The sequence below is a fragment of the Synechococcus sp. H55.10 genome, from assembly GCF_047502715.1.
In the GTDB taxonomy this organism is placed as follows: Bacteria; Cyanobacteriota; Cyanobacteriia; order Thermostichales; family Thermostichaceae; genus Thermostichus.
This window is the reverse complement of sequence record NZ_JANSJJ010000302.1, coordinates 1-26535: the sequence shown is the minus strand read 5'-3', so window position 1 is coordinate 26535 and position 26535 is coordinate 1. Positions and strand designations below refer to the sequence as shown.

Genomic DNA, 26535 nt, shown 5'->3' with positions numbered 1-26535 from the left:
AGGGGGACAGGAGCGCGAATTCTATACCTGCCTGTGTATGCGCCGGAATTGAATCCTATTGAGATGATGTGGTCGGTTTTGAAGCATTTTATTCGGCAGTTTTCCAGAGTTGGGAAGTATAGCCTGGAGCAGATAGTGCAGACTTCTTTACTACTGATTAATCCATCCTGCTTCCGAAGTTGGTTTGCTAAGTGTTGCTACTGTACCCCTTGATTCTTTAACAGGCTGTGCAAGGCAGCAAGAGCAGGGGTAAAGGTGGTGGTGCTGCCTGCCTACAGCTCGCAGACTTGTCACCGGTGTTTGTGGATTGGCCAGCGGGAAGGGAAGCGTTTTCGTTGTGTGAACCCGGCCTGTGGCTGGGAAGGGGATGCAGATTTGAACGGTGCCAACGTCATTGCACTTTTGGTGGCTGCCATAAACCAGCCTGGAGGTCCGTGGTTGGCTTGCCAACTGCAGGGCTACTGTTCGCGTCAGCGGCGCGTAGCGCTAAAACCCCACCCGCCTATGCGGTGAGGTAGTTTATCGATAGCAGGGAGGGCACTGCTGAACCTTGGCAGGGCAACTGGCTGGACTAGTCAGCCGCGGGATCCCTGCGAAGGTGGGTGGACAAGTCGGGGCAAGTCTCCAAGCTGGCCGCCCACTCACCAATGAGGGCGTTGACCCAGTGGGGCAGCTCGTCGTGAGCGCAGTGACCCACCCCTGGCAGCTTCACCAAGGTAAGAGCCGGCTGCCAGCGCTTGAATTGGTCTGCCAAAAAGCTGGGCACCGCCGGATCTTCTTGGCCCCAGAGGAGCAAAATCGGCATTTTGAGGGTGGGCAGCAGGCGCTTGGGGCTGTCGAAGCGGCGGCAAAGGATGGCCCTCAGGCTATCCAAAAACACGTGGGCTGCCCCCGGCTCAAAGGCTGGCCTCTGGAAGATCTGCACCAGCTCGTCGTCCACCTGCTCGTCTCGCTTGTAGACGTTTTTGATCCAAGCCCGCAGCACCTCGGTTTGTCGCAGCCAGTTAAACAAATGGGGATAGGTGAGCGGGCAGCCCAAAACAGCCAGGATCCCTTCGCAAAGGGCTTGAACCAGGGCATCCCAAGGAGAGGGCAATTCTTCCGGGTGAGGCCCATCGGCACAACTGATCAAGCACAAACCCTTCACCATCTGGGGATAGCGGGCAGCAGCAATGACCCCCACCAGGCCCCCAATGGAATGGCCTACCAAGAGGCTGGGCTGCTGGATGTGAGTTCGCCAAAACTCGTACACCTGCTCTACCCACAGGTCAACGCTGTAGGCGATCTCCGGCTTGGCGCTTTTCCCAAATCCCAGCAAGTCAAGGGCATAGACGGGGCGCTGGGATCCCAAGGGAACAATGTTATGGCGCCAATGGCCCACCGAGGCTCCCAAGCCATGGATCAAGATGGCCGGAGCCGCCGTCAAGTTCACCTGGCCCTTGGAGGTTTGGGCGCGACTGGGGGTGTAGGTGAAATGGATAGACCAGCCACGCCAGAGCCAGGTTTGGGAATGGCCATAGCGAGGGAGCACGGCAAGGGGATCCCTGTTGCCGACCGAAGAGGGGGGCGGCGCGAGGGGAGGGGAGCTTGCCCCGCCGACAGCAGCAGAGGGAGAAAAGTTGGGTTCAGGCAAGGGAGGAGCGTGTGACAACAACAGGCCCATCTCCACCAGCATAGACCGATCTTAGCGGCTGCTTCGGGGCGTCTAGAGTGGAACTAAAGGGGCGTCTCTCTCAGGTAACCCTTTTGAGCACAGCTTTTCTGGACGTTCTGCGCGACTTTCCCCGAACAAGACCGCCCGCGTCAGCAGGACGTAGAAAACCCCCCGGCCTGACCATGGCTCCGCCTGTGGATCCCACGATGGCTGAGATGATGGATGAGACAGCTTGGATAGACCCCATTACGGCGGCCAGCTTTCGCCAGATCGACCAAGAGATCGGCCCCCACCCCTGGCAAGGGATCCCCTATGAGATCGTGCGCCGCGCCATCCACGCCACTGCCGATTTTGAGCTGCGGGATCGCTTTGTGTTTAGCCCCACGGCGGTCGAGGTGGGGCTGGCGGCCCTGCGGCAGCAAAGGCCCGTGGTGGTGGATGTGAGGATGGTGGCTGCCGGGATCCAAGCTGGCCTTGAGGCGCAGGGGATCCCGCTCTATTGCGCTTTGGACTGGGTGGAAGACCCCCCCGCGGCAGGGCAAACCCGCACTGCCCAGGGGATGATCCAGGTGGCCCGCCGCTACCCGGAAGCCATCTTTGTTGTCGGCAATGCGCCCACGGCGCTGCTGGCGCTGGTGGAAGAGATTCGGGCAGAGCGGATCCGGCCCAGCCTGGTGATCGGGGTGCCGGTGGGCTTTGTGGCCGTGGAGGAGGCCAAACAGGCGTTGGCGCAAACGGATGTCCCCCAGATTCGGGTGGAGGGCCGCAAAGGCGGATCCCCGGTGGCCGCTGCCATTGTCAATGCTCTGCTGCTGGCCGCCCGCCGGGATCCCATCCCCAACTGACTAGAATTGGAACGATATCTTCAGGCCTTTCCCATGACCCCCGAACAAGAGGAGTGGCTGATCCGCAACCTTCAGCTCCAACAAGAACAGCTTCAAGAGCTGCGGGCCGAACAGCAGCGGGCTGCCGAGCGCTTTGAGGCCCAGATGACGGAAATGCGACAGGCCTTTGCAGCTCAGATCGCCGAGATCCGAGCCGAGCAGCAGCGGGCCGCTGAGCGTTTCTCCGCCGAGATCGCCGAGATCCGGGCCGAACAGCAGCGGGCCGCCGAGCGCTTTGAGGCCCAGATGGCTGCAATGCGAGCCGAGCGGCAGGCCATCGAAGCCCAGCTCCAGACCGAAATCCAGGAGATCCGGGCGTTAATTCAGCACAACCAGGAGCGGATTCGCCAGAACGAAGAGCGGGGAGATGAGCTGGAGAGGGCCATCCAGGAGTCTCGCCGCGATATGCAGGCCGGGTTTGCCGAGCTGAGGGAAGCGCAAGCCATGATGATGGAGCAATTTCGGGAGCGGGATGGCCGCCTGATCGAGGCTCATCTGGGCTTTATTCGGGAAATGCGGGAGATGCAGCGGGAAGTGGCGGAGTTGCGCCTGGATTTTCTCAACCACATGCGCCAGTACCACCCGCCTGTCGAACGCTAGATGGCGAGCCGGTTGCCTCAGCTTGCGGTCGTAGGGGTAGCTGGAGATGGCTCGGTGGCCTCTTGGGCGATCCCCCCCCTCTCCCAAGCGCAAACCCTGGCCGGGCCCCCCAGCCTGCTGCAGCACTTTGCCGACCATCCGGCTCGCCAGATCCGGCTTACTGGATCGGTGGAAAGTTGGATCCCGCTTTTGCAAAAGGAGCTGGCACAGGGATCGCTGGTTTTATTGGCCAGCGGGGATCCCCTGTTTTTTGGGATTGGGCGCCTGCTGACCCAGTATTTCCCGGCGGAGCAACTGGCTTTTTACCCCCAAGTCAGCTCGGTGCAGTTGGCCCTCAACCGCCTGCAGATCCCCTGGCAGGAGGCCACCATTCTCAGTCTGCACGGGCGGGGAATGGAGCCGTTGGAACCCGCTCTCAAACAGGGATCCCCTGTGATTGTGGTGCTTACCGACCCAGAGCACACGCCAGCCAGCTTGGCCCAGTTCATCGCCGACCTGCAGTTGCCGGTGCGCTACCAGGGCTGGGTATGCAGCCAACTGGGATCCCCCCACGAGCAGATCCTGCCTCTGCAGGAAGGTGAGAACTCCGCTTTCCCCAGCCCCAATCTGGTGGTGTTGCGCCGCGTTGACCCGGAACCGGATCCCCGCCGCTGGCCCCTAGTCGGGATCCCCGACGACCAGTTCCACACCTTTCCCGACCAGCCCGGCCTGATCACCAAGCAACCCATCCGCCTGCTCACCCTGGGGGCCTTGCAATTGCCGCGGCAGGGAGTGGTGTGGGATGTCGGGGCCGGCACCGGCTCCGTGGCTGTAGAGATCGCCCGCCTCTCCCCCCAGCTCCAGGTCTATGCCGTTGAGCGCAACGCCATGGGTATTTGTCTCATCCGGCGCAACCGCCAACGCTTCGGCCTGGAGAACCTGCACGTGATCCCCGGGGCAGCGCCCCAGGTGCTGGCCGACTTGCCGGATCCGGATCGGGTGTTGCTGGGGGGAGGCGGCAAAGGGATCCGCGATCTGCTGCCGGTGGTGGCGGCCCGCCTGCAGCCTGAGGGGATCTTGGTGGCCAACTTTGCCACTCTGGAAACCTGCAGCGAAACCCTGCAATCGCTGCGCTCGCAGGGCTGGCAGGTGCGGCTAGAACACATCCAGATCTCCCGCTCCACAGCCCTGGCAGAAGGCACCCGCTTCGCCCCCCTTAACCCCGTTTACCTGCTGCAGGGGATCCCTTCAACTTTGCAATCTCGCTGAACCCCCTCCTTTGGGGTGGGGGGTGAGAGAAAAATTACCCCTCATCCTCCTCGTCGGTGGTGAACCCGGGTCGGTACAGATAGGAGGGGCGATTGGTCTTCTTAATTTGGTCTTTGAGGGATTCTAGGTCGATGTAGCGATCTGCCAAGTTGATCAGTTGGTCGCTGGTCATGGAACGCAAGCTGACCACCTCCACCCGTGCCCCTTGGTAGCTGACGGCATTGACCGCGTAGGCCAAATCCCCATCGCCGCTCACCAGCACTGCCGTCTCGTACCAACGCACCAGCGACAACATGTCCACAGCAATTTCCACATCTAGGTTGGCCCGCTTGGATCCATCGGGCAGTTGGGTCAGCTCTTTGGTAACCACGCGGTAGCCGTTGCGACGCATCCAGAGCAAAAACCCCTGCTGCTTTTCGTTGTTGCGATCGACGCCGGTGTAGAAAAAGGAGCGCAGAAGGGGAGAACGGCCGGTCAGCGTCTTCAGCAGGCGGGTGTAGTCGATCTCAATGCCCAGTTGCAGAGCGGCATAGAACAGATTGGATCCGTCGATGAAGATGGCCACACGACCACGGTTGTCCTGCAACGGATCCGAAGGCTGAAAGCCGGGATCGGGGTCAAGACGCAACATTCGGCTTTTCTTCTCCAAGTGGTTTTGGCAAAGGGATAGAAAAAGGTAAGGTATTAAAGGATATATGAACAAGGCATCGGCAAAAAAAGGCCCTGGCCGGGGAGATACGTCATTTACCCTAGCGCAGGAAACACCCCACCCCTGGAAGACTTCCAAAATCCTAAAGAAAAAATACTTATCGGAGAGCTCTTGCGAATGACAGGCCAACAGGGGGCGCTGCCCTATCGTTTCCCGACCTCCCTGCACAGAGGGGTGTTGCGCAGCCGCTACAAGCGCTTCTTTGCCGAGGTGGAGCTGGAAAATGGGCAACAGGTAACCGCTCACTGCCCCAACACCGGGCCGATGACGGGGGTTTGCCAGGTAGGGGCACCTGTGTACCTCTCCCATCACCCCGATCCCAAGCGCAAATTGGCCTACACCTGGGAGATGATCCAGGTGGAAGGGGTGTGGGTGGGGATCAACACCGGCCTGCCCAATCGCCTGGTGGAATGGGGGCTGGAACAAGGGTGGTTTCCCCAGTTGGCGGGGTTTTCTCGTTGGCAACGGGAAGTGACCTGCGGCAGGAGCAAAATCGACTTCCTGCTGATAGGAGACTCTGGCTTGGCCTACCTAGAGGTTAAAAATACCACCTGGGCCGTGGGATCCCGCGCCCTCTTCCCGGATACGGTGACGACTCGCGGGCAAAAACACCTGGAAGATTTGATTGAGATCCGCCGGCAAGGGCAGCGGGCTCTGCTGCTGTACTGGATCAACCGTGCCGATTGCACCGAGTTCGCCCCTGGCGCAGAACGGGATCCCCGCTATGCCCATCTGTTTCGCCAGGCGCTGCAGGCGGGGGTCGAGGTGTTGCCCTACCGGATCGCGGTCTCGCCCCAGGGGATCCATCCCCTGGGTTTGGCCAAAATGGTGGCCTGAGCGTTGTCTTGGGAACCTGCTGCTATGCAAGTGGCCACCTGGAATGTCAACTCCATTCGCACCCGGTTGCCGCAAGTTTTGGCTTGGCTAGACAAGCAGGGATCCCTGGATGTGCTCTGCTTGCAGGAGACCAAGGTGGTGGATGAGGACTTTCCCCGCGCCCCCTTTGAGGAGCGAGGCTTTCATGTGGAGGTGTACGGGCAAAAGTCCTACAACGGCGTGGCCGTAATTAGCCGGGAGGTGCCGGAGAAGGTGGAGCGGGGGTTTGGCGCGCTGCTGTCGGCGGCTGCAGACCTGGACGAGCAAAAGCGGCTGATCGGTGCCCTCTACCACGGGATCCGCATTCTCAACCTCTACGTGCCCAACGGCGAGGCGGTGGGATCCGACAAGTACGCCTACAAGTTGCGCTGGCTGGCCACGCTGAAGGACTACCTGGCCGTTGCCCTCAGCCAAGGGGATCCCATCTTGCTCTGTGGGGACTTTAACATTGCCCTGGAAGACCGCGATATCTACGATCCCCAAAAGGCCGGAGAAATCATGGCCTCGGAGCCAGAACGGCAGGCCCTGCGGGAGATCCTGGCTTTGGGGTTTGAGGATGCCTTTCGCAAGTTTAACCCGGATCCCGGACATTTTAGCTGGTGGGACTACCGGGCCGGAGGGTTTCAGAAGAATCGCGGCTGGCGCATCGACCACCTCTACCTTTCTCCCCCGCTCCAGGACAAGGCCACTGCCTGCTGGATCGACGTCGAGCCGCGGCGGCTACAAAAGCCCAGCGACCATGCCCCTGTGATTGTGGAGCTGGCGGTCTGAAATCCCCAGGCCGCTCCCTTGCCAATCTTTTCTCGAGACAAGAGCGGCTATCTACGCTAGGCTGGTAGATGTTAACGAATGTATCGGGCTACCGCCATGGCGCTCTTTGGTTTTGGCAAACTGAGCAAGAAGCTGACCTTGCCCACGCCGGAAGAGGCTTTGCCGGGCCGCTCTGAGCCAATGGCAATCGTTAACCGGCACTACGTCAAGGGCACGCCCCTAAAGCCCCCTTTTCCCGAGGGCATGGAGCTGGCCCTGTTCGGCATGGGCTGCTTTTGGGGAGCGGAGCGCAAGTTTTGGCAGTTGCCCGGAGTGTTCACCACTGCCGTGGGCTACGCTGGCGGGTATACCCCCAACCCCACCTATGAGGAGGTTTGCACCGGTTTGACTGGCCACAACGAGGTGGTGCGGGTGGTTTACGATCCCAGCCAGATTAGCTACCTGCAGCTTTTGAAGGTGTTTTGGGAAAACCACGATCCCACCCAAGGGATGCGCCAGGGCAATGATGTGGGCACCCAGTATCGCTCCGGCATCTACGTCTATTCCCCGGCACAACGGGAGCTGGCGGAAAAAACCCGCGATCTCTACCAGCAGGCTCTGGGCGCCCACGGCTACGGCCAAATCACCACTGAGATCCTGGACGCCCCAGAGTTCTACTACGCCGAAGACTACCACCAGCAGTACCTGGCCAAAAACCCACGCGGCTACTGCGGCCTGGGGGGCACCCAGGTTTGTCTGCCCGAGATCCTCACCGAGTCTGTCTAAGCCACACCCTGGCCGATGGCGGTCATGGCTGCCCTCACCCCCGGCCCCTCTCCCTCAGGGAGAGGGGGGTTAGAGCGTTGATTGCAAGGATCCCAAAAGATGTCTAGAAGATGCGGCGGGAAGGGGATCCCCGCTCCAGCAGCTCCTTGGCCACCAGGGTTACCACCGCCAGCAAGGAGAGCACCACTGCCGCCGCATAGGCCGAGCCCGTGGCATAGCTGCGGTAGGCATCTTCCACAAATAAGGGAAGGGTCTGGGTGCGGCCAATGATGTTGCCAGAGACCACCGCGACAGCGCCGAACTCCCCCATGGCGCGGGCATTGGTCAGGATGACCCCGTACAGGAGTCCCCAGCGGATGTTGGGTAGGGTGATGCGCCAGAAGATCTGCCAGGAATTGGCCCCCAGGGTTTTGGCGGCTTCTTCTTCCTCGCTGCCGGCCTCTTCCAACACCGGCAATACTTCCCGCACCACAAAAGGGAGCGTGATGAAAGCCGTGGCCAGCACAATGCCCGGAAAGGCAAAGATGACCCGCAGGTTCCAGGATCCCAGCCAACCCTGACGGCCAAAGAGGAGCACCAGCATCAGGCCGGCCACCACCGGGGAAATGGAAAAGGGCAGATCGATCAAGCTGAGCAGCAAAGCCCGCCCCGGAAAACGGCGGCGAGCCAAGGCCAAGGCGGCGCAGAGGCCAAAAAAAGTATTGAGGGGAACAACAACCAGCGCCGTCAGCACCGTCAATCGGAGGGCGCTGAGCAGCTCCCGCTCGGTCAGGTGCTGGAGAAAAGCTGGGATCCCTTCTCGAAACGCCTGATAAAAGATGTTCACCACCGGGATCCCAAGCAGCAGGGCGATGTAGAGCCCGACAATGCCGATCAACAGGCCCGACAGCCAAGGGTTTGTCGATGGCTCCGGTTGGACACCCGCTATCCCGTCAGGTTTCATGGCGACTTCCCCAGGCTTGCAGAAGGTTAATCACCACCAGCGACAAGAACGAGATCCCCAGCATCGCCGTCCCGATCACCGTTGCCCCGGCATAGTCGTACTGTTCCAGCCGCTGGATCACCAGCACTGCCGCGATGAGATCCCGGAAGGGGATGCTAGAGGCGATGATAACAATGGAGCCATATTCACCCACAGCACGGGAAAACCCTAGGGCCACGCCGGTCAACACGGCGGGCAAAATCTGGGGCAGCACCACCCGCCAGAAGGTCTGCCAGCGGGAGGCGCCCAAGCTCCAGGCCGCCTCTTCCACATCTCGTTCCAGCTCCTGCAGCACCGGCTGTACCGTCCGCACCACAAAGGGAAAAGAGATAAACAGCATCGCCACCCCCACCCCCAGCCGGGTAAAGGCAATGCGGATCCCCAAGGGGGCCAAAAGGGATCCAATCCAGCCGTTGCTGCTGTAAACGGTTGCCAGGGTGAGGCCGGCCACAGCCGTGGGCAGGGCAAAGGGCAGATCGATCAACCCCTCGAGGAGCTTTTTGCCGGGGAAGGCGTAGCGCACCAACACCCAAGCCGTCAGGGTGCCCATTACGCCGTTAACCAAAGCCGCCAGCAGCGCGGTTACAAAAGTAACCTCATAGGCGGAGAGGGCCACCGGATCCGTCGCGATCCGCCAGAACTCCGCCCAGCCGACGCTGCTGGACTTGGCGATCAAGGCCGCCAGCGGCAAGGCCAACATCAGGAAGAGATAGCCCAAGCTCAGCCGCCACGGCCAAGACAGTTGAAACCCGGCTTGCTGCAACTTTCCTCAAGCTCCCAGCGACATCGGACTCCGTCCCGCCATTGCCAGCGGGGTCATGGCAGTTTTCTTATCGTTTTTTTTGAGGGGAAAGGCCTTGACCACCTTGGGGCGGACATAGACCTGCTGCCCCACCTGCAGCGGCTGGCTGGCATATTGCTCGCGGCTGAGGTGGGCCCACAGGGATCCGCCATCGCTGAGAATCAGCTCCGCCTGGATCTCCCGCCCCAGGTGGATGATCTCTTTGACCCAAGCCGAGACGCCGCTGCTATTGGGGTTGACCTCGATCTGCACATCGTGGGGGCGCAAGAAGAGCTGGTGCGGGCCCGCCTGGGCCTCGGGAAGCTGGCAAGATAACAGGGAGCGGGGAGAGAGCTCGTTGACCGGGCCGATGAAGCTCATGACAAAGGGGGTGGCCGGGTGATCGTAGATCTCGGCAGGGGATCCCACCTGTTCGATCCGCCCCTGGTTCATGACCACGATCTGGTCGGCTACCTCCATGGCTTCCTCTTGGTCGTGGGTGACCAAGACGGTGGTGACGTGTACCTCGTCGTGCAGGCGCCGCAGCCACTGGCGCAGCTCCTTGCGCACTCTGGCATCCAGCGCCCCAAAGGGCTCATCCAGGAGCAACACCTGTGGCTCCACTGCCAAGGCGCGGGCCAGAGCCACCCGCTGCCGCTGTCCCCCCGAAAGCTGTGAGGGGTAGCGATCCCCAAACCCTGACAGTTGCACCAGCTCCAGCAGCTCATCCACCCGTGCCCGGATCTCAGCCCGCGAAGCTTTGCGGATCTCCAGGCCAAAGGCAATGTTCTGCCGCACCGTCATGTGCTTGAACAGGGCGTAGTGCTGGAAGACAAAGCCGACGTTGCGCTCCTGGACGCTGGCATGGGTGGCATCCCGCCCGGTGAGGAAAATCCGCCCCGTGTCCGGCTTTTCTAGGCCGGCAATCAGGCGCAAGAGGGTAGATTTGCCGGAACCCGACGGCCCCAACAGGGCAACCAGGGATCCCGTGGGAATGGTGAGATCCGTAGGGTGGAGAGCCTGAAACTGCCCAAAACGCTTCGATACCCCTGCAATGGTGATGCCCATAGGTTCTGCCTAGCTAAGGGTTGGCCGGATGGCGCTGCCTATCCCTGAGGAGGTAGGGAGCCTCTAATCTACGGTAAACCTGTCAACAAACCGTTGATACTGCTCCCAGGATACCTTGAATGGGGATGCAAAACAAGGGAGGCTCCCTACAACCCAGCTTGGATGCGGTCAAACACAGCCCCATCGGCAAAGAAGCGGTTTTGGATTGCTTCCCAGCCGCCCAGGTCGGCAACGGTCACCAGCTTCTCAATGGGAGGGTACCGCTGGGCAAACTCTTGCGCCACCGTCGGCTCCACCGGACGGAAACCCACCTCGGCAAAGGCCCGCTGCGCTTCTGGAGTAAACAGGTAGTTCACAAAGGCTTCGGCCACGGCGCGGGTTCCTTTTCGCTCCACCGTGGCATCCACCACGGCTACGGGGTTGTCGATGGAAATGTTGGGATCCGGCACCACGTAGGGCAAGGGCTGGCCGCGCAGGCCGGCCAGGATCACCTCCTGTTCGTAGGTGAGCAGGGCATCCCCCTGCCCTTTTTGGAAAAAGACATCGGTGGCTTCCCGCGAGTCCCGCGGCAGGACGCGGACATTTTTGTAGACCTGGGTGGTGAAGGCCAGGGCCTGAGGTTCAGGGACAGCACTCCAGAGGGCCAAAAAGTTCCAGCGGGCGCCCCCTGAGGTTTTGGGGTTGGCGGTAACCACCTGCAAGCCAGGCCGGGCCAGGTCCAGCCAAGAGTGGATAGCGTGGGGGTTGCCCTGCCGCGTGACGATCACCACCACCGAGCGGGTAACGATCCCTTGGTTGGGCGTGCGGCTTTCCCAGTCCGGTCGAACGAGACCGGCAGCCACAATGCGCTCCACATCCAGGCCCAGGGCCAGAGCCACCACATCGGCATCCAGCCCGTCAATGACCGCCCGCGCTTGTGTGGCCGAGCCGGCGTAGCTGCTTTCTACGCGCACCCGTTGGCCGGTCTGGGCCAGCCAGTGGGCCTCAAAGGCAGGGATGATCTGCCGGTAGGCATCGCGGGTCACCGCAAAAGAAGCTAGGAGAATCCTCACTTCCCCTTGGGATCCCACGCCACAGCCGCCCAGCCCCAGCAGAAGTCCCAGGAGCAGGGATCCCACCGCCAGCCACCGCCCCACTCTCCCAAACCAGACCACCGCGACGGGTGAGGGGATCCCCAATGGGTTCCCTGCTGTCCCTTCCATGTTCACCCCTATCCCCAAAAACTTCTCCACTTCTGTGTCCCTCACCCCCGGCCCCTCTCCCAAAGGGAAATTGCCCTCACCCCCAGCCCCTCTCCCAAAGGGAGAGGGGAGCTGAAGGGCTTTGCAACCCGTGAGGCTGGCTGCCGCTCTTCACATTCTACGGTAAGCCGGTCGGCAAACCGTTTTTAGGGCCAGGGATCCCTAGGCAGGGCAGGGGGTGGGGAGCGCCGCATCGGCAGCAAGATCCAGCGTGGCCCTGAGGAGGCCGGGATCCTCTGAAGAGGGGAGCAACTGGAACCCCAAGCGCCTGCAGAGGCGGCGCATGCCCTCGTTTTCGCTGAGCACCTCGCCGGTGAGGCGCCGGATCCCTTCGCAGCGGGCCACCTGAATCAGGCGGGTCAGCAGCTCCGTGCCGATCCCCTGTCTTTGGTAGGGATCCGCCACCAACAGGGCAAACTCGGCTTCTTCGGGAAGGCCGTGTTTTTTGGAGAGGCGGCTGATGCCGAGGATTGTAGCTTCTGGCTCCTGTTTTTCCGCCACCAGGGCGATCTCGCGGTCGTAGTCGTTAAAGCAGATGCGAACCAAGCGCTCGTGGGCGATGCGGGCGCTGTATTTGATGGGGTGGAAGTAGCGCAGGTAGATGCTGTAGTCGGAGACGTGGCGGTGAAACTGGATCACCAGCAGCTCGTCTTCGGGACGGATGGGGCGGATGGTGATGCCCTCGCGGAAGGGCCAACTGTACTGGCTGGGGTAGGGGCGGATGGCCAACGGTACGGGTGGTTCTTGCTCCGAGCGCAAAATGACGCGGGCATCTAAAGCCAGCAGTTGCTCGCCCGAGGCCAGCAGGGGGTTGATGTCGATCTCTTGGATCTGCCGCTGTTCGGCCACCAGTTGGCTGAAGCGCACCAAGAGCTGTTCCAGCGCTTCCAGATTGACGGCTCGGCGTCCCCGCACCCCCTTGAGGGCCTTGTAGATGAGGGTATTCTCCATCAGGCGGCGCGCCAAGGTGGTGTTGAGGGGGGGAAGGCCAATGGCGCGATCCTGGAACACCTCCACCAACTGGCCGCCGCTGCCAAACAGCAACACCGGCCCAAACTGGGGATCCTCGCTGCTGCCCAGGATCAGCTCGTAGCCGTCGGTGCGGATCATCGGCTGCACCGTCACCCCTTGGAAGTGCTCTGGCCCTGCTTTCTCACTGACGTTGCGGCGAATCTGGGCGAAGGCCCGCCGCACCGCTTCGGCATCGGGCAGGTTGAGCTGCACACCGCCCACGTCGCTCTTGTGGGTGAGGGTGTGGGAGTAGAGCTTCAGCACCACCGGGTAGCCCATTTCTGCGGCGGCCTCTACCGCCGCTTCTGGGCTCTTGACCACCCGCGTGGGCACCACCGGGATCCCGTAGGCGGCCAGGATCTCCTTGGACTCGACCTCGGTTAAGAGCCGGCGACCTTGCTGCCGGGCTTGGCCGAGGATGGGTTGCACCCTCTCGCCCTCGACCGCTGTTGCAGGGAGCAGAGTGGGAGTTTCGTAGAGGGCCTTGAGGTTGTCGCTAAAGCGCCACAGATAGCTGAACACCCGTGCCGCCTGATCCGGATAGCGGTAGGTGGGGATCCCCGCTTGGTTAAGGATCTGCTCGCCGGCATCCACCAGGTCTCCCCCCATCCAACTGGCCAGGATGGGCTGCCGGGAGCCGCTGCGCCGCCAGGTCTCCACCACCTTGGCAGCAGTGGCAGTGGGATCCGTCATTGCCTGGGGGGTGAGGATCACCAAACAGCCCTGGCTGGCAGGATCCCGCAGCACGATCTCCAGCGCCTGGGCAAAGCGCTCCGGCCCGGCATCGCCCAAAATATCAATGGGATTGCCGTGGCTCCAGTGGGGCGGCAGGATGGAGTTAAGCTGCTCCAGGGTTTGGGGAGAGAGCTGGGCCAGGGATCCCCCAGCGCGGATGAGGGTGTCGGTGGCCAGCACCCCCGGTCCGCCGGCATTGGTGAGGATGCTGAGGTGGGGGCCCTGCGGGCGGGGCTGTTTGGCCAGCACCTCCGCCATGTCGAAGAGGTCTTCGATGTGATCCACCCGCAGCACACCGCAGCGGCGGAAGGCTGCATCCAAAACCGCGTCGCTGCCGGTGAGGGATCCCGTGTGGGAAGCTGCCGCCTGGGCCGCCGCCTGGGTACGCCCCGCCTTGATGACAATAATGGGCTTGCTCAGCGCCACCTCGCGGGCCGCCGACACAAACGACCGCGCGTCCCCAATCGACTCCATGTAGAGGACAATGCTGTGGGTATGGGGATCCTCGCCCAGATAGTCGATGAGATCCCCCCAGCCCACATCCAGCATGGATCCCAGGGAGATGAAGGCGCTAAAGCCGACATTTTCCCGCAGGCTCCAGTCCAGGATCGAGGTGCAGAGCGCCCCGCTTTGGCTGATAAACCCCACGTTGCCGGGTCGGGCCATCTGGGCAGCAAAGGTGGCATTGAGGCCAGTGTGGGGATTTTGGATCCCCAGGCAGTTGGGACCAATGAGGCGCAGCTTGCCGCGGGCAGCCTCTTGGATGGCCTTTTCCAGCTCCAGCCCCTCCGGGCCAATTTCCTTAAAGCCTGCCGAGAGGACAATGGCCCCCTTGACGCCGGCCTCGACGCATTCTTGAATAACCGCCGGCACCCCGGCTGCCGGGATGGCGATGATGGCCAGATCCACCGGCTCCGGCAGAGCAGAGAGCCGCTCGTAGGCCCGGATGCCCAACACCTGGTGCCGCTTGGGGTTGACCGGGTAGACCGTGCCGCCAAAGGGGTGGCTGATGAGGTTCCAGAGCACCGTGCGCCCCACACTGCCCTCGCGCTCTGTTGCCCCCACCACCGCCACCGAGCGAGGCAGAAAAATGGGATCTAAGGGGTGGGATCTGGCCTTCCAGATGTCCAGGCTGGGATCGGGGCGGTGCAGCGTAGCCATAGCCGTTGCAAGGAGGGAAGGGAGAAGTACGTTTTGGCGGGGAGGAAGGCCGACCTTAAACCAGAGCCGGCTCCGGCTGGTGGTAGAGGGCAGCCTCCACCCGGCAGCCCCGATAGGCCAAGACGTACAGCTCCTTCATATCCTGAATGAGGGGGTAGCGGGGGTTGGCGCCGGTGCATTGGTCATCAAAAGCCTGCTCCGCCATCGCTTCCAGACGGTCGTAAAAGGCCTGCTCGCTCTCGCTGAGGGCCTCGCGAATGCTGGCCGGGATCCCCAGCTTCCGCTTCAGCTCCTCGATGGCCTCGATAAGGCGCATGACCTTTTCATCATCATTGGCTCCGCCCAACTGCAGGTAGTCGGCAATTTCGGCATAGCGGTGCTTGGCGTTGGGATAGCGGTATTGGGGAAAGATGGCCTGCTTGAAGGGGGCGTCGGTGGCGTTGTAGCGGATGACGTGGGTAATCATCAGGGCATTGGCCAGGCCGTGGGGCAGGTGGAAGGTGGATCCCAGCTTGTGGGCCAAGGAGTGGCACACCCCCAAAAAGGCGTTGGCAAAGGCCATGCCGGCAAGGGTGGCGGCGTAGTGGACTTTTTCCCGTGCTTCTGGATCCTCAGCTCCCTTCTCGTAGGCCCGCGGCAGGTAGGTCATCAGCAGCTTAATTGCCTGCAGCGCCAGCCCGTCGGTAAACTCGCTGGCCATCACCGAGACATAGGCTTCCAAGGCGTGGGTGAGGGCATCGATGCCGCCGTAAGCCGTCAGCTTCTTGGGCATCTTCAGGGTGAGATCCGGATCGACAATGGCCATGCTGGGGGTGAGGGCGTAGTCGGCCAGGGGGTACTTGATCCCCACCCGGTCATCGGTCACCACCGCAAAGGGCGTTACCTCGGATCCCGTCCCGGAAGTGGTGGGGATGCAGACCAGTTGGGCTTTTTGCCCCAGCGGCGGCAGCTCGTAGACCCGCTTGCGGATGTCCATAAAGCGCGTTGCCAGGCCTTCAAACTCCACCTGGGGCTGCTCGTACATCAGCCACATCACCTTGGCCGCATCCATCGGGGATCCGCCACCCACGGCGATGATGACATCCGGCTGAAACTGGCGCAACTGCTCCAGGCCGCGGTTGACGTTGCTGAGGGTGGGATCCGGCTCCACATCGTGGTAGACATCCCAGTTCACGTGCAGCTCGTCCAAAACCTGGGTAACCGGCTGCAGCACACCCAGCTCGAAGAGGGGCTTATCGGTCACCAAAAAAGCCCGTTTTTTGCCGGCCAACTCCCGCAGCGCCACCGGTAGACATCCCGGCTTGAAGTAGATCTTGGGCGGCACCCGGAACCAGAGCATATTTTCCCGCCGGTAGGCCACGGTTTTAATGTTGAGCAGGTGGCGCGGCCCCACATTGTCGGAGACCGAGTTGCCCCCCCACGTGCCACAGCCCAAAGTTAACGAGGGATCCAGCCTAAAGTTGTAGAGATCCCCAATCGCCCCCTGGGAAGAGGGGGTGTTGATCAGCACCCGTGCTGTTTGGAGGGCATGCTCAAAGTAGGCAATATCGTCCTGGTTGGCCGGATCGGTATACAAGACAGAGGTGTGGCCCCGCCCACCGAAATTGACCAGTTGGACAGCAACATCGACGGCGCTGTGGAAATCCTTGGCACGGTAGAAGGCCAAAACAGGGGCCAATTTTTCGTAGGAAAACGGCTCTTCGGGCCCCACCTTGTCCACTTCCCCAATCAGCAGCTTGGTGCCTTCGGGTACCTGGATCCCGGCCAGAGCGGCAATGGTCTGCACCGATTGGCCGACAATAGCTGGATTGAGACGGCCATCCCTGAGGAGGATGCGGCGCACCGCTTGCGTTTGTTCCGGATCCAAAAAGTAGGCCCCTTGATGACAAAATTCCGCCTTCACCTGCTCATAAACGGCCTCCACCACAATCACCGCCTGTTCCGAGGCGCAGATCATGCCGTTGTCAAAAGTTTTGCTCAGCAAGATTGAACTGACGGCCATGGGAATGTCGGCACTGGTGTCGATGACCGCCGGCGTGTTGCCCGCCCCCACGCCCAGCGAGGGGTGGCCGGAGGAATAGGCCGCCTTGACCATGCCGGGGCCGCCGGTGGCCAGGATCAATTTCACCTCCGGATGCTGCATCAAAGCCTGAGAAAGCTCAATCGTGGGCTCGTCAATCCAGCCAATCAAGCCCACAGGCGCGCCTGCCGCCTCAGCCGCCTCTTTGACCACTTTGGCCGCAGCGATGGTGCATCGTTTGGCGCGGGGGTGAGGCGCAAAAATGATGGCGTTGCGGGTTTTCAGAGTGATGAGGGCTTTGAAAACCGTTGTCGAAGTGGGGTTGGTGACCGGCACAATGCCCGCCAAAAGCCCCACCGGCTCGGCAATGCGCTCGTAGCCAAAGCTCTCGTCCCGCTCAATGACGCCACAGGTTTTCTCGTGTTTGTACTTGTTGTAAATGTATTCAGAGGCAAAGTGATTTTTGATCACCTTGTCTTCCACAATGCCCATGCCGGTCTCCTCTACGGCCAGCTTGGCCAAGGGGATCCGCTCGTTGTTGGCCGCCAGGGCAGCTTTGTGAAAGATTCGATCCACCTGTTCCTGGGTGAAGGTGGCATACTCAGCCTGGGCAGCTTTCACCTGTTGGATTAAAGCTTCCAGTTCCTCGAGATTGGTAACAGGCATAGGTGGATCCCTCCAAAATCACATCCATACGGGTTAAAAGTTGAGGCAACCATTAGAAATTGCTGGAAAACTCCATAGGCTCACTGGCTGGCTAAGCGCCCACAGGTGCGGGAACCTGGATCTCGGTGGTCATTTTTGGGGGATGGGTGAGGGTGTTGTGGATGATGCAAGCGTCGACAGCTTTTTCCAGACCCTTTTGCTGCCTTTCGTCGAGCGGGATCCCCGTCTGAACGCGAATGCAAATGTTGTCTAAGCGGCTGGGGTGCTCAACTTTATCTGCAGTAACAACCACTTCCAGCCCTCGAGGATCCAACTGCCGCGCTTCCAGATACTTGACGGCATAAAAGCCAACACAAGCACCCAAAGAGGCCAAAAACCACTCCGGCGGCGTCATTCCCTGATCTTGGCCGTGGTTGTCCAAGGGCTGATCGCTGAGGATGCGATGGCCGCGGCTTTCGGCTTGAAATTGAACGCCATTCTGGTAGGTTACGCGCACTTCCACTGGGGATCCCTCCTCTATTTTTCCATCTGCCAGAGTTGACCAGCTCCTAGTCTATAAGTTCAACCTAGCGCTACTTTAGGGACAGCCTAAGAATTTTAGAGATGACTTTGGGATCAAGCTGATGCAAATGGGGATTGGCTCTGTTGTTGTTACTGTTGCTACGGCAATAAGCTAAGTCTTAGCAGCCATTAAACCGCCACCAATCCCCGCTCGCGAAAGATTTGCAAAGCGTGGTTGATCTGTTCCGGGGTGGGCGGCTGGACATCGCTGAGGGTGTAGGGCAGTCCCAACTGCTGCCATTTGTATTCCCCCATCTTGTGAAAGGGCAAAACCTCCACCCGCTCCACGTTGGATAGAGTGGCCACAAACTCAGCCAAGCCCTTGATGTTTTCCTCAGGATCTGTTAGTCCAGGAACGAGAACAAAACGAATCCAGGTGGGCTTGTGAATCTGATCCAAATAGCGAGCCAGATCGAGAGTGGGCTGCAGCGAAACGCCGGTAACTTTGCGATAGAGCTCCGGCAGATAGGACTTGATATCGAGCAACACCAAATCCGTATGGGCCAAAACCGGCTTGGCCACTCCCAAGGGCGCGTAGCCGGAAGTGTCCAGCGCCGTGTGCAAGTCCAGCTCGTGGCAGCGGCGGAAAATCTCGGCCACAAAGTTGGGTTGCATTAACGGTTCCCCCCCGCTGGCCGTGACTCCCCCACCCTTGAGGTAGTAATTGCGGCAGCGCTGGATCTCCGCCATGAGGGAGTCCACCGTCACCACCTGGCCGGCATTGGGATCCCGACAGTCGGGATTGTGGCAGTACAGACAGCGCAGAGGACAGCCCTGTAGGAAGATGACAAAGCGGATCCCTGGCCCATCCACCGTGCCACAGGTCTCGACCGAGTGAATGCGGCCGGTTATCGGCGTCAAGGGGTTGAGCGGGGTATCCATACTTCTATCCTCAATGGCTTTTGCAAAATATCAACTAATCTTGAGGTTTTCTTCCCAATTGCTGGCCATGTTATGCACATCACGGTTTTCTTCCTTATGAAATCTGGACTTTACCCAGACTGTGTTTTTCTTAACGGTTGAAAACCAGTGGAAAGATCTCCTACTGGGAGACCTCCGCCGAGAGGTTGTGCAGGCGATGGGCTTTGGGATCAAAGCCCGCCGGGAAATGGGTATAGGCATCGCAATCGGCGTGATCCAGCAAAGCCCCTTCCAAGAGGGCACCGCGGAAATTGCTGCCAAAAAGCAGACATCCCCGCAGGTCGGCTCCCGATAGGTTGGCGCCGCTGCAATCGGCAAAGCTGAGATCGCACCCCCGCAGGTTGGCGCCTGCCAGGTTGGCGCCGCTGAAATCGGCATAGCGCAGGTCAGCACCAGCTAGGTGGATCCCTTCTAGGTCGGCCTGGGGCAGCTCGATCTCCTGGAAATCTCGCCGTCCCGCTGCGTAGTCTCTAACCAAATCCCCAACGCTATAGTTCATTGAACCTCCTTGCTTGGGGAGGGGGGATCCTTTGCTTTCACCCGGCTAGGGGCAGCCTTCCGGGATCCCCCGCCCCCTCGTTTAGAAGTGCTGATGGAAGGTGCGGTTAATCACATCCAGTTGCTGCTCGCGGGTAAGCTTGATGAAGTTCACTGCGTAGCCGGAAACCCGGATGGTGAGCTGCGGGTAGAGCTCTGGGTGCTCCATGGCCTGCAGCAGGGTCTCGCGGTTGAGGACATTCACGTTGAGGTGAAAGCCGCCATCCCGCATGTAGCCGTCCAGCAGCCCCACCAGGTTGGCAACCCGCTCCTCAGCCGTGCGACCCAGGGCCGCCGGCACGATGGAGAAGGTGTTGGAGATGCCATCCAGCGCGTCGTCGTAGGGCAGCTTGGCCACGGAAGCCAGCGACGCCACCGCTCCCTTGGTGTCGCGGCCGTGCATGGGGTTGGCCCCCGGCGCAAAGGGCTCGCCAGCCCGCCGCCCATCGGGGGTGTTGCCGGTTTTCTTGCCGTAGACCACGTTGGAGGTGATGGTGAGAATGGACTGGGTGGGGATAGCGTTGCGGTAGGTTTTGTGCTTGCGCAGCTCCGCCATGAAGGTCTGCACCAATTGCACCGCAATCTGGTCAACCCGGTCGTCGTTGTTGCCGTATTTGGGGAAGTCGCCCTCCACCGCGTAGTCCACCACCAAGCCGCGCTCGTCCCGAATCGCCCGCACCCGCGCGTACTGGATGGCCGAGAGGGAATCCGCCACCACCGATAAGCCAGCCAGGCCAAAGGCCATCGTGCGCAGGATATCCCGGTCGTGCAGGGCCATCTCCAGGCGCTCGTAGCAGTACTTGTCGTGCATGTAGTGGATGATGTTCATGGTGTTGACGTAGGTCTTGGCCAGCCAGGCCATCATCTGCACCAGGCGCGGCCACACCTCGTCGTACTCCAACACCTCAGAGGTGATGGGGGCATAGGCCGGGGCCACCTGCTCACCGGAGATCTCATCCCGACCGCCATTGATGGCATAGAGTAGGCACTTGGCCAGGTTTACCCGCGCCCCAAAAAACTGCATCTGCTTGCCAATGCGCATGGCCGATACGCAGCAGGCGATGCCGTAGTCATCCCCCCAGTAGGGGCGCATCAGGTCGTCGTTTTCGTACTGGATGGAGCTGGTTTCCATGGAGACCTTGGCGCAGTAGCGCTTGAAGGCTTCCGGCAGCCGCTCCGACCAGAGCACCGTTAGGTTGGGCTCCGGCGCCGGCCCCAGGTTGTAGAGGGTGTGCAGCATGCGGAAGCTGGTCTTGGTGACCAGAGGTCGCCCATCCAGCCCCATGCCGCCAATGCACTCAGTTACCCAGGTGGGATCGCCGCTGAAAAGCTCGTTGTACTCCGGCGTGCGCAAAAACCTGACCATGCGCAGCTTCATGACAAAGTGGTCAATGAGCTCCTGGGCCTCTTCTTCGGTGAGGATCCCGGCCTGCAGATCCCGCTCGATGTAGATGTCTAGGAACGTGGAGACCCGCCCCAGGGACATGGCGGCACCGTTTTGCTCTTTGACCGCTGCCAGGTAGGCTAGGTACAGCCACTGGATGGCCTCGCGGGCATTGGTTGCTGGCCGGCCCAGGTCAAAGCCGTAGCTGGCCCCCATTTCCTTGAGCTCGTGCAGGGCTTTGATCTGCTCTGAGAGCTCCTCCCGCAGGCGGATGGTCTCTTCATCCATCGTGTCCAGGTCGAGGCTGGCTTTTTGCGCCTCCTTGTCTTCAATCAGCCGATCCACCCCGTAGAGAGGTACCCGCCGGTAATCACCGATGATGCGGCCCCGCCCATAGGCGTCCGGCAAGCCGGTGATGATGCCAGAGCGGCGGCAGCGGCGCATCTCCTCCGTGTAGGCGTCGAAGACCCCGTCATTGTGGGTCTTGCGGTATTTGGTAAAGATCTCCTTAACCTTTGGATCCAGCTCGTAGCCGTAGGCCTTGAGGGCCGTCTCTACCAGGCGGATGCCGCCAAAGGGCAGGATGGCCCGCTTCAGGGGCTTGTCTGTCTGCAGACCTACAATTTGCTCCAGCTCCCGGTCGATATAGCCCGGCGGGTGGCTGGTGATGCTGGAAGGAAGGTCGGTGTCGGCATCCAAAACCCCCCGCTCCCGCTCCAGCGCCATCAAATCCTTAACCTTGGCCCACAGCCGTTGGGTGCGCTCGGTGGCCGGCGCCAAAAAGCTTTCATCCCCGGTGTAGGGAGTGTAATTGCGCTGAATAAAATCTCGGACATCGATGCAGCGCTGCCACCGTCCCGGCAGAAAATCTCTCGCAACTGCTTGATCAGATACTTTGCGTTCTGTATTTTTTTCGGCCTTCGATTCTGTAGACAAAGCTACAGAACGCTGCGCGCTCGCTATCATAACAATCCTCCCAACTATGACGCCTGACAACTCCGCCAATAGGCTGACAATAGGGCAAGGCGGCGCCCCAGCAACTGCCAAAAGCTACAACAATCTTTGCAAAAGAGAGGGCCTGGTGACTGACTTGAGGGAGAGCTTTTAGCAACTCTGCTGTTTCTTTTTTTGGATGTTGGCCATACACCTCGCCCACTTCAATTTTAGTCCTTTGCCCTGCGAAGATGTTTTTGTGGGCGCATTTTTAAGCGTGTTTTTAATGTTGTCTTAAGGGTTTGCTGGAAAGGGTTTTGACCTTTTCCCTCGCCAAAGGGCCAGCCTATGCTGGGTTAGGGCGGCCCCGGTTACCTGTTGCCGGGAAAACACCAGAACACCTGGCGTTCGCGTTAGCCGTGCGCTTTCTATGAACCAGTCCATTCGAATTGTCCAAGGGATCCATCACCTGCACTTCTACCTTTGGGATCTGCCCCGTTGGCGGGAACACTTTTGTCGGGTTTGGGGCTTCCGACTGGAAAGCGAGGCCGGCAACACCCTGGATCTGCGGCAGGGATCCCTGCGCGTGCGCCTGTCTCAGCCGGCTCATGCTGGGGATGAGGTGGATCGCCATTTGCAGCAGCATTCGCCGGGGGTGGTGGATGTGGCTTTGGCGGTGGGGGAGCAGGAGCTACCGGCCTTGGCGGAGCTGTTGCGGGGGCGAGGCGCCCCAGTGGAATGGATCCCGGCAGCAGCGGCGCTCTGCCTCCACACCCCCTACGGGATCCGGCATTCTCTCGTCCCCGGCCCCTCCAACGTCACCCCTGCGGAAGCAGGCCTGTTCTCCCATTGGGATCACGTGGTGTTGAACGTGGAGCAGGGATCCCTGCAGGCGGCAGCCGACTGGTATGGCCAGGTGCTGGGCTGGCGGCATCTGTACCGTTACAGCATCCACACCGACACCTCTGGCCTGGAAAGCGTGGTGGTAGGGGATCCAGAAGCCGGGATCCAATGGGCCATCAACGAACCCACCTGCGCCGCTTCTCAGATTCAGGAGTTTTTGGATGCCCATGGTGGCCCGGGCATTCAGCACGCGGCGCTGCACAGCCCGGATATCGTTGCCAGCCTGCGGCGGTTGCGGCAGGGGGGAGTGGACTTTTTGCAGGTGCCGCCGCAGTACTATACCAGCCTGGAAAGGGAGTTGGGGTTGGCGCTCCGTTCCGCCCTTGGACAGGCCATCTCCTGGCAAGACCTGGTGGAGCAGCAGATCCTTCTGGATGCCACCCTGCCCGCCTCTGATGGCCAGGATCGTCCCCTTCTGCTGCAAACATTTACCCAACCTCTATTTGGCCGGCCCACCTTTTTCTTCGAAGTGATCCAGCGAGTGGGCGGAGCCGCGGGCTTTGGAGAGGCCAATTTTCAAGCCCTGTTCGAGGCCCTGGAGCGGCAACAGCGGCAGCGACAACAGCTATGACCAGCCAAGCCAATCTTGACCTCTCCAGACAAGCTCGAGACGGCCCCTACTGCTCGGCCCCCACCCCCCCTTGGCATAGCCGTACAATCGAGAAATCCCTGAAGACAGGCAACCCTCTTTCCTGCCCATGACAGCTTCTTCTGCGGCAGCTCCCAACTCTGACTTGCAGACCTTGGCCGATTGGCTGGAAGGCTACTACAGCAACCGTGCCCAAGCCATGGCAGAACCGGTGTGGTTTGTGCCGGTCAGCCTCTGGTACGTGCGCCTACCCCGCTTGTTTTCAGAGGGGATCGGCTTTTTTACCGAGCAATTTAACGAGCACACGCCGGGCCGGTTTTACCGCAGCCGAGTGCTGCAGTTGTTGGCGGATCCCTTGCGGATCGAGAACTACAAGTTGCGGGATCAAGCGGCTTGGGCAGGCGCCTCTCAGGATCCGCAGCGCTTGGCGCAGCTTTCTCTGGCAGACCTGGAGCATTTGCCCGGCTGCCGCATTTTGGTGGAAAAACGTCCCAACTGCTTTCATGGCCAGATGCTGCCGGGCGGCGGCTGCCGTCTCAACCCCGGCGACAGCACCTACATCCACATCGAGTTTGACCTCACAGCCCAGGAATTCATCACCTGGGATCGCGGCTTTGACGCCACCACCGGTCAGCAAACCTGGGGATCCCGCGCCGGCCCCTACCGCTACCAGAAAGGGATCCCTCCTCGCCCTTGGGGAGAGGGGAACAGGGGGTGAAGGCCAGATCAAAGGCTATGGGAACAAAAAAGGAAACAGGTCGCGCAACCCTTTGCGCAGCCTGAGCAAAAAGATCAGCCGCTCCACCTCTGGAGAAACAGATCCGGTTTCGGGCCGGGCCCCCAGCGCTGCTTGGAGTTGCAGAGCTTCGCCGGCGGTGAGGGGCTGATTATCGACCGGAGAGCGAGCCTGCAAATCTGGCTGAGCCCGCAGCACCTCCTCAGGGAGCTCAAAAGCCGGGGGCAAAGCCAAAGCTGGATAGGGGGGATACAGCAGGAACACCAGCAGACCGGCCCATCCACTGCTCCTTTTGACCCAATGCTTTCGGTTCACTGGATGCCAATCTCCCGGTTCACTCCGCTTGATTCGGAATCTTGCCCAGGTCTTCTTTTTGCGGCGAGCCAAAATCCCCCTTAGCTGGCCATGGCTTCCGAGCGCTCTTGGATCACCCGGTCGACAATTCCATAAGCCTGGGCTTCCGTGGCCGAGAGGTAAAAGTCTCGCTCCACATCCCGCTCGATTTTCTCCAGCGGTTGGCCGGTGGTTTGCGCCAAGATCTCATTCATGCGCCGTTTGACCCGCAGAGTTTCGCGGGCGCGAATTTCGATATCGCTGGCCTGGCCTTGGATCGTGCCTAGAGAAGGCTGGTGCAGCATGATGCGGGAGTGGGGCAGGGCAAAGCGTTTTCCCTTGGTGCCGGCAGCCAGCAAAAAGGCCGCCATCGAGGCTGCCTGGCCCACGCAAACGGTTACGATGTCCGGCTTGATGTGGTTCATGGTGTCGTAGATGGCCATGCCCGCCGTCACAGAGCCGCCCGGAGAGTTGATGTACATCACAATGTCTTTTTGCGGATCCTGGGAGTTGAGGTAGAGCATCACCCCCACGATAGTATTGGCCAAATTGTCATCGATGGGCTCGCCAATAAACAAGATCCGCTCTTGGTAGAGGCGGTCGTCGAGGCTGATCCACTGGCTGTAGGGCTCACCGGGCAGACGGTAGGGAACGCGGGGCACTCCAATCGGCATAAGTTTCTCCTGGCAAAGTATGCAGCACGGAACACTACACAGAACGACGCGCTTGCAAGATTTCTTCCACGCTCAAATCTAGCTGGGGCAAAACCGAGGCAACAATGCGTTCAGGGCCGGTTTTAACCTCGTCTTCGTATTCCCCACCAACCCAGCGCAACACGGAAACCGACTGCTTAGCGGGATCCCCAATCCAGTATTCCGGGATCCCACCGGCAGCACAGTCTTTGCGCTTGTCTTGATAATCGCGTTTTTCATAAGGCCAGTTCGTGAGGCGTAGGTACCCCTCCGCCGTTAAAGGCTGTGCAGGGACTTGAACCATCGACGGAGCCCTCTGTTTTAATTTTTGGCTGTTGCCAACTTCGGCAAGACTTTGGAGCTGGTCAACACCTGGTCGATGAGGCCGTAGGCTTTGGCCTCTTCCGGAGTCATGAAAAACAGCCGCTCCGTGTCCTTCTTGATGCGCTCCAGAGGCTGGCCCGTGCTGCGAGACAATTCCTCCAGCATCATGTTGCGCAGGGTCAAGATCTCGCGGGTGCGAATTTCAATATCGCTGGCCTGTCCGCGAGTGCCACCGTAGGGCTGATGCAGCACGATCGTGGCATTGGGCAAGCTGGCCCGGAACCCTTTGGCGCCCGCCGCCAACAACATGGCTGCCATACCGATGGCATTGCCGATGCAGATGGTATGCACCGGCGGCTTGATGTAGTTCATCGTATCCAAAATGGCAAACGCTGCCGTGTCGTAGCTGTAGGTGCCCGTCGAGTTGATGTACATCTTGATCGGCTTTTCCCGATCCTCGTACTGCAAATACAGCAGTTGTTCCACAATCAGCTTGGTGACGTTGGCATTCGACTCCTCTGCTAGGGGCAGGCCCAGGTAGACAATGCGCTCCTGCAACAGCAGCGAGGCCAAATCGGGAGGCGGAGTCCGAACCGGAGCGCCGCCATAGTAGTAGTAGGTCGATTGCACCATGCCAAAGTTCTCCTACGGCCAATCCCTTGACTCTAAAGACAACTGCCTAGAACAGCAACACAGACGAAGGACAAGAGCAAGGGATCCGAGAACAGCAGCGGATCCCTTGTCTTCCTAGCAACCAGAACCTGAAGGGGAGACACAGATGCCCCGCCGCAGCTTTACTCCGCTCCCTGCGGCAAGAGAACCCGCTCCGGCTGCGTGACCAGCACCTTGGGCTTGCGCTCCTCGTCCACATCGATGAGGACTTCCGAGCCCTCTTTGACGTGGCCGGTCAAGATCTCTTCCGCCAAGATGTCTTCCAACAGGCGCTGAATAGCACGGCGCAGCGGACGCGCCCCATAGCTGGGGTTGTAGCCCTCCTCCACCACCAAGTCTTTGAAGCGATCGCTGACCGTGAGGCGGATTTTCTTCTCCGTCATGCGGTCGAACACTTCCTTGAGCAGGATGTCGGCAATCTGCTTCACCTCGTCCTTGGTCAGTTGCCGGAAGACAATGATCTCGTCCACCCGATTGAGGAACTCAGGCCGGAAGTACTGCTTCAGCTCTTCGTTTACCAGGTTGCGGATGCGGTTGTAGTTTGCATCTTCGTCGTTGGTGTTGAACTCGAAGCCGAGGCTGCCGCCGCCCTTCTCGATCACCTTCGAGCCGATGTTAGAGGTCATCACGATCAGGGTGTTCTTGAAGTCCACCGTGCGGCCCTTGGCGTCGGTCAGGCGGCCATCTTCCAGGATCTGCAGCAGCAGGTTGAACACATCCGGGTGGGCCTTCTCGATCTCGTCGAAGAGCACCACCGTGTAGGGACGGCGCCGCACCG

The 26535-nt window shown here is 60.4% G+C and carries 26 protein-coding genes and 1 pseudogene; 10 read left to right on the top strand and 17 right to left on the bottom strand.

The annotated features are described in order from the left end of the window. Together NW858_RS13515 and NW858_RS13510 are read left to right on the top strand one after the other, a co-directional pair. Nucleotides 1–213: transposase (locus tag NW858_RS13515; protein WP_414336911.1), on the top strand; the 213-nt coding region annotated here is incomplete at its 5' end. Nucleotides 214–231: 18 nt separating this feature from the next. Then, nucleotides 232–513: pseudogene (locus NW858_RS13510) on the top strand (zinc ribbon domain-containing protein); the annotation flags it as partial. Between the two features lie 58 nt (nt 514–571). Here NW858_RS13510 and NW858_RS13505 read toward each other — a convergent pair. Next, on the bottom strand, nt 572–1675 hold the full coding sequence (locus NW858_RS13505; protein ID WP_414520693.1) for an alpha/beta fold hydrolase: 1104 nt from the start codon (nt 1673–1675) through the stop codon (nt 572–574). A gap of 194 nt (nt 1676–1869) precedes the next feature. On the opposite strand from NW858_RS13505, the gene NW858_RS13500 reads away from it, so the two are divergent. Genes NW858_RS13500 through cbiE form a run of 3 tightly spaced genes read left to right on the top strand, consistent with a single transcriptional unit; the run spans nt 1870 to nt 4386 of the window. After that, a complete protein-coding gene (locus NW858_RS13500) occupies nt 1870–2499 on the top strand; it encodes a cobalt-precorrin-8X methylmutase (RefSeq protein WP_414335343.1) in 630 nt (209 codons plus the stop codon). 33 nt (nt 2500–2532) lie between these two features. Then, nucleotides 2533–3138, top strand: a complete 606-nt coding sequence (locus tag NW858_RS13495; RefSeq protein WP_414349296.1) for a hypothetical protein — start codon at nt 2533–2535, stop codon at nt 3136–3138. Then, nucleotides 3139–4386, top strand: coding sequence for a precorrin-6y C5,15-methyltransferase (decarboxylating) subunit CbiE (cbiE, locus tag NW858_RS13490; RefSeq protein ID WP_414520692.1), 1248 nt, complete (start codon nt 3139–3141; stop codon nt 4384–4386). A 34-nt stretch (nt 4387–4420) separates the two neighbouring features. Here the strand turns inward: cbiE and NW858_RS13485 are convergent, their stop codons facing one another. After that, nucleotides 4421–5017, bottom strand: coding sequence for an NYN domain-containing protein (locus NW858_RS13485; RefSeq protein ID WP_414335330.1), 597 nt, complete (start codon nt 5015–5017; stop codon nt 4421–4423). A 195-nt stretch (nt 5018–5212) separates the two neighbouring features. On the opposite strand from NW858_RS13485, the gene sfsA reads away from it, so the two are divergent. The 3 genes from sfsA to msrA all read left to right on the top strand — a co-directional run bounded on the left by sfsA (nt 5213) and on the right by msrA (nt 7507). Next, nucleotides 5213–5932, top strand: a complete 720-nt coding sequence (gene sfsA, locus NW858_RS13480; RefSeq protein WP_414335331.1) for a DNA/RNA nuclease SfsA — start codon at nt 5213–5215, stop codon at nt 5930–5932. A gap of 24 nt (nt 5933–5956) precedes the next feature. Then, a complete protein-coding gene (gene xth, locus NW858_RS13475) occupies nt 5957–6742 on the top strand; it encodes an exodeoxyribonuclease III (RefSeq protein WP_414520691.1) in 786 nt (261 codons plus the stop codon). Nucleotides 6743–6838: 96 nt separating this feature from the next. Beyond that, nucleotides 6839–7507: a peptide-methionine (S)-S-oxide reductase MsrA gene (gene msrA / locus NW858_RS13470; protein ID WP_414520694.1), complete on the top strand. Its 669-nt coding sequence runs from the start codon at nt 6839–6841 to the stop codon at nt 7505–7507. A 103-nt stretch (nt 7508–7610) separates the two neighbouring features. Here the strand turns inward: msrA and cysW are convergent, their stop codons facing one another. The 10 genes from cysW to pflB all read right to left on the bottom strand — a co-directional run bounded on the left by cysW (nt 7611) and on the right by pflB (nt 21541). Beyond that, a complete protein-coding gene (gene cysW / locus NW858_RS13465; RefSeq protein ID WP_414335334.1) occupies nt 7611–8450 on the bottom strand; it encodes a sulfate ABC transporter permease subunit CysW in 840 nt (279 codons plus the stop codon). Next, nucleotides 8440–9252 (bottom strand): sulfate ABC transporter permease subunit CysT, encoded by an 813-nt coding sequence (cysT, locus tag NW858_RS13460; protein ID WP_414335336.1) that lies wholly within the window; start codon nt 9250–9252, stop codon nt 8440–8442. The genes cysW and cysT overlap by 11 nt, the downstream gene beginning before the upstream one ends. A gap of 6 nt (nt 9253–9258) precedes the next feature. Continuing rightward, entirely contained in the window at nt 9259–10338 is a 1080-nt protein-coding gene (locus tag NW858_RS13455; protein ID WP_414349293.1) for a sulfate/molybdate ABC transporter ATP-binding protein, read from the bottom strand. A gap of 146 nt (nt 10339–10484) precedes the next feature. After that, nucleotides 10485–11585, bottom strand: a complete 1101-nt coding sequence (locus NW858_RS13450; protein WP_414520690.1) for a sulfate ABC transporter substrate-binding protein — start codon at nt 11583–11585, stop codon at nt 10485–10487. Nucleotides 11586–11741: 156 nt separating this feature from the next. Then, complete coding sequence (locus NW858_RS13445) at nt 11742–14486, bottom strand: GNAT family N-acetyltransferase (RefSeq protein WP_414520689.1); 2745 nt, start codon at nt 14484–14486, stop codon at nt 11742–11744. A gap of 55 nt (nt 14487–14541) precedes the next feature. After that, the gene (gene adhE, locus NW858_RS13440; protein ID WP_414520688.1) at nt 14542–17172 is read right to left on the bottom strand and encodes a bifunctional acetaldehyde-CoA/alcohol dehydrogenase; all 2631 of its coding nucleotides are present in this window, start codon (nt 17170–17172) and stop codon (nt 14542–14544) included. A gap of 91 nt (nt 17173–17263) precedes the next feature. Next, on the bottom strand, nt 17264–17674 hold the full coding sequence (locus NW858_RS13435; RefSeq protein WP_414335832.1) for an OsmC family protein: 411 nt from the start codon (nt 17672–17674) through the stop codon (nt 17264–17266). A 188-nt stretch (nt 17675–17862) separates the two neighbouring features. Beyond that, on the bottom strand, nt 17863–18615 hold the full coding sequence (pflA, locus tag NW858_RS13430; protein WP_011429382.1) for a pyruvate formate-lyase-activating protein: 753 nt from the start codon (nt 18613–18615) through the stop codon (nt 17863–17865). 160 nt (nt 18616–18775) lie between these two features. Then, entirely contained in the window at nt 18776–19153 is a 378-nt protein-coding gene (locus NW858_RS13425) for a pentapeptide repeat-containing protein (protein WP_414336927.1), read from the bottom strand. 81 nt (nt 19154–19234) lie between these two features. Continuing rightward, on the bottom strand, nt 19235–21541 hold the full coding sequence (gene pflB / locus NW858_RS13420) for a formate C-acetyltransferase (protein WP_414520687.1): 2307 nt from the start codon (nt 21539–21541) through the stop codon (nt 19235–19237). Between the two features lie 397 nt (nt 21542–21938). Here pflB and NW858_RS13415 point away from each other — a divergent pair, with 397 nt between their 5' ends. Together NW858_RS13415 and NW858_RS13410 are read left to right on the top strand one after the other, a co-directional pair. Beyond that, nucleotides 21939–22982: a VOC family protein gene (locus tag NW858_RS13415; protein WP_414520686.1), complete on the top strand. Its 1044-nt coding sequence runs from the start codon at nt 21939–21941 to the stop codon at nt 22980–22982. A 127-nt stretch (nt 22983–23109) separates the two neighbouring features. Then, the gene (locus NW858_RS13410; RefSeq protein ID WP_414368365.1) at nt 23110–23718 is read left to right on the top strand and encodes a chromophore lyase CpcT/CpeT; all 609 of its coding nucleotides are present in this window, start codon (nt 23110–23112) and stop codon (nt 23716–23718) included. A gap of 15 nt (nt 23719–23733) precedes the next feature. On the opposite strand, the gene NW858_RS13405 is transcribed toward NW858_RS13410, so the two are convergent. The 5 genes from NW858_RS13405 to NW858_RS13385 form a co-directional block, all read right to left on the bottom strand. Further along, nucleotides 23734–24051, bottom strand: a complete 318-nt coding sequence (locus NW858_RS13405; RefSeq protein WP_414520685.1) for a hypothetical protein — start codon at nt 24049–24051, stop codon at nt 23734–23736. Nucleotides 24052–24131: 80 nt separating this feature from the next. Then, nucleotides 24132–24743: an ATP-dependent Clp protease proteolytic subunit gene (locus NW858_RS13400; protein ID WP_414334591.1), complete on the bottom strand. Its 612-nt coding sequence runs from the start codon at nt 24741–24743 to the stop codon at nt 24132–24134. A gap of 34 nt (nt 24744–24777) precedes the next feature. Beyond that, complete coding sequence (locus NW858_RS13395) at nt 24778–25065, bottom strand: Uma2 family endonuclease (protein ID WP_414334593.1); 288 nt, start codon at nt 25063–25065, stop codon at nt 24778–24780. A 17-nt stretch (nt 25066–25082) separates the two neighbouring features. Further along, on the bottom strand, nt 25083–25718 hold the full coding sequence (locus NW858_RS13390; protein ID WP_414334595.1) for an ATP-dependent Clp protease proteolytic subunit: 636 nt from the start codon (nt 25716–25718) through the stop codon (nt 25083–25085). 161 nt (nt 25719–25879) lie between these two features. After that, nucleotides 25880–26535, bottom strand: a 656-nt coding sequence (locus tag NW858_RS13385) for an AAA family ATPase (protein WP_414520684.1), incomplete at its 5' end; no start/stop codon positions are given.

Coding starts and splice junctions, on each gene's coding strand:
- NW858_RS13505 (WP_414520693.1), bottom strand. CDS start 1,675: ATGCTGGTGGAGATGGGCCTGTTGTTGTCACACGCTCCTCCCTTGCCT.
- NW858_RS13500 (WP_414335343.1), top strand. CDS start 1,870: ATGATGGATGAGACAGCTTGGATAGACCCCATTACGGCGGCCAGCTTT.
- NW858_RS13495 (WP_414349296.1), top strand. CDS start 2,533: ATGACCCCCGAACAAGAGGAGTGGCTGATCCGCAACCTTCAGCTCCAA.
- cbiE (WP_414520692.1), top strand. CDS start 3,139: ATGGCGAGCCGGTTGCCTCAGCTTGCGGTCGTAGGGGTAGCTGGAGAT.
- NW858_RS13485 (WP_414335330.1), bottom strand. CDS start 5,017: ATGTTGCGTCTTGACCCCGATCCCGGCTTTCAGCCTTCGGATCCGTTG.
- sfsA (WP_414335331.1), top strand. CDS start 5,213: ATGACAGGCCAACAGGGGGCGCTGCCCTATCGTTTCCCGACCTCCCTG.
- xth (WP_414520691.1), top strand. CDS start 5,957: ATGCAAGTGGCCACCTGGAATGTCAACTCCATTCGCACCCGGTTGCCG.
- msrA (WP_414520694.1), top strand. CDS start 6,839: ATGGCGCTCTTTGGTTTTGGCAAACTGAGCAAGAAGCTGACCTTGCCC.
- cysW (WP_414335334.1), bottom strand. CDS start 8,450: ATGAAACCTGACGGGATAGCGGGTGTCCAACCGGAGCCATCGACAAAC.
- NW858_RS13455 (WP_414349293.1), bottom strand. CDS start 10,338: ATGGGCATCACCATTGCAGGGGTATCGAAGCGTTTTGGGCAGTTTCAG.
- NW858_RS13445 (WP_414520689.1), bottom strand. CDS start 14,486: ATGGCTACGCTGCACCGCCCCGATCCCAGCCTGGACATCTGGAAGGCC.
- adhE (WP_414520688.1), bottom strand. CDS start 17,172: ATGCCTGTTACCAATCTCGAGGAACTGGAAGCTTTAATCCAACAGGTG.
- pflA (WP_011429382.1), bottom strand. CDS start 18,615: ATGGATACCCCGCTCAACCCCTTGACGCCGATAACCGGCCGCATTCAC.
- NW858_RS13425 (WP_414336927.1), bottom strand. CDS start 19,153: ATGAACTATAGCGTTGGGGATTTGGTTAGAGACTACGCAGCGGGACGG.
- pflB (WP_414520687.1), bottom strand. CDS start 21,541: ATGATAGCGAGCGCGCAGCGTTCTGTAGCTTTGTCTACAGAATCGAAG.
- NW858_RS13415 (WP_414520686.1), top strand. CDS start 21,939: ATGAACCAGTCCATTCGAATTGTCCAAGGGATCCATCACCTGCACTTC.
- NW858_RS13410 (WP_414368365.1), top strand. CDS start 23,110: ATGACAGCTTCTTCTGCGGCAGCTCCCAACTCTGACTTGCAGACCTTG.
- NW858_RS13400 (WP_414334591.1), bottom strand. CDS start 24,743: ATGCCGATTGGAGTGCCCCGCGTTCCCTACCGTCTGCCCGGTGAGCCC.
- NW858_RS13395 (WP_414334593.1), bottom strand. CDS start 25,065: ATGGTTCAAGTCCCTGCACAGCCTTTAACGGCGGAGGGGTACCTACGC.
- NW858_RS13390 (WP_414334595.1), bottom strand. CDS start 25,718: ATGGTGCAATCGACCTACTACTACTATGGCGGCGCTCCGGTTCGGACT.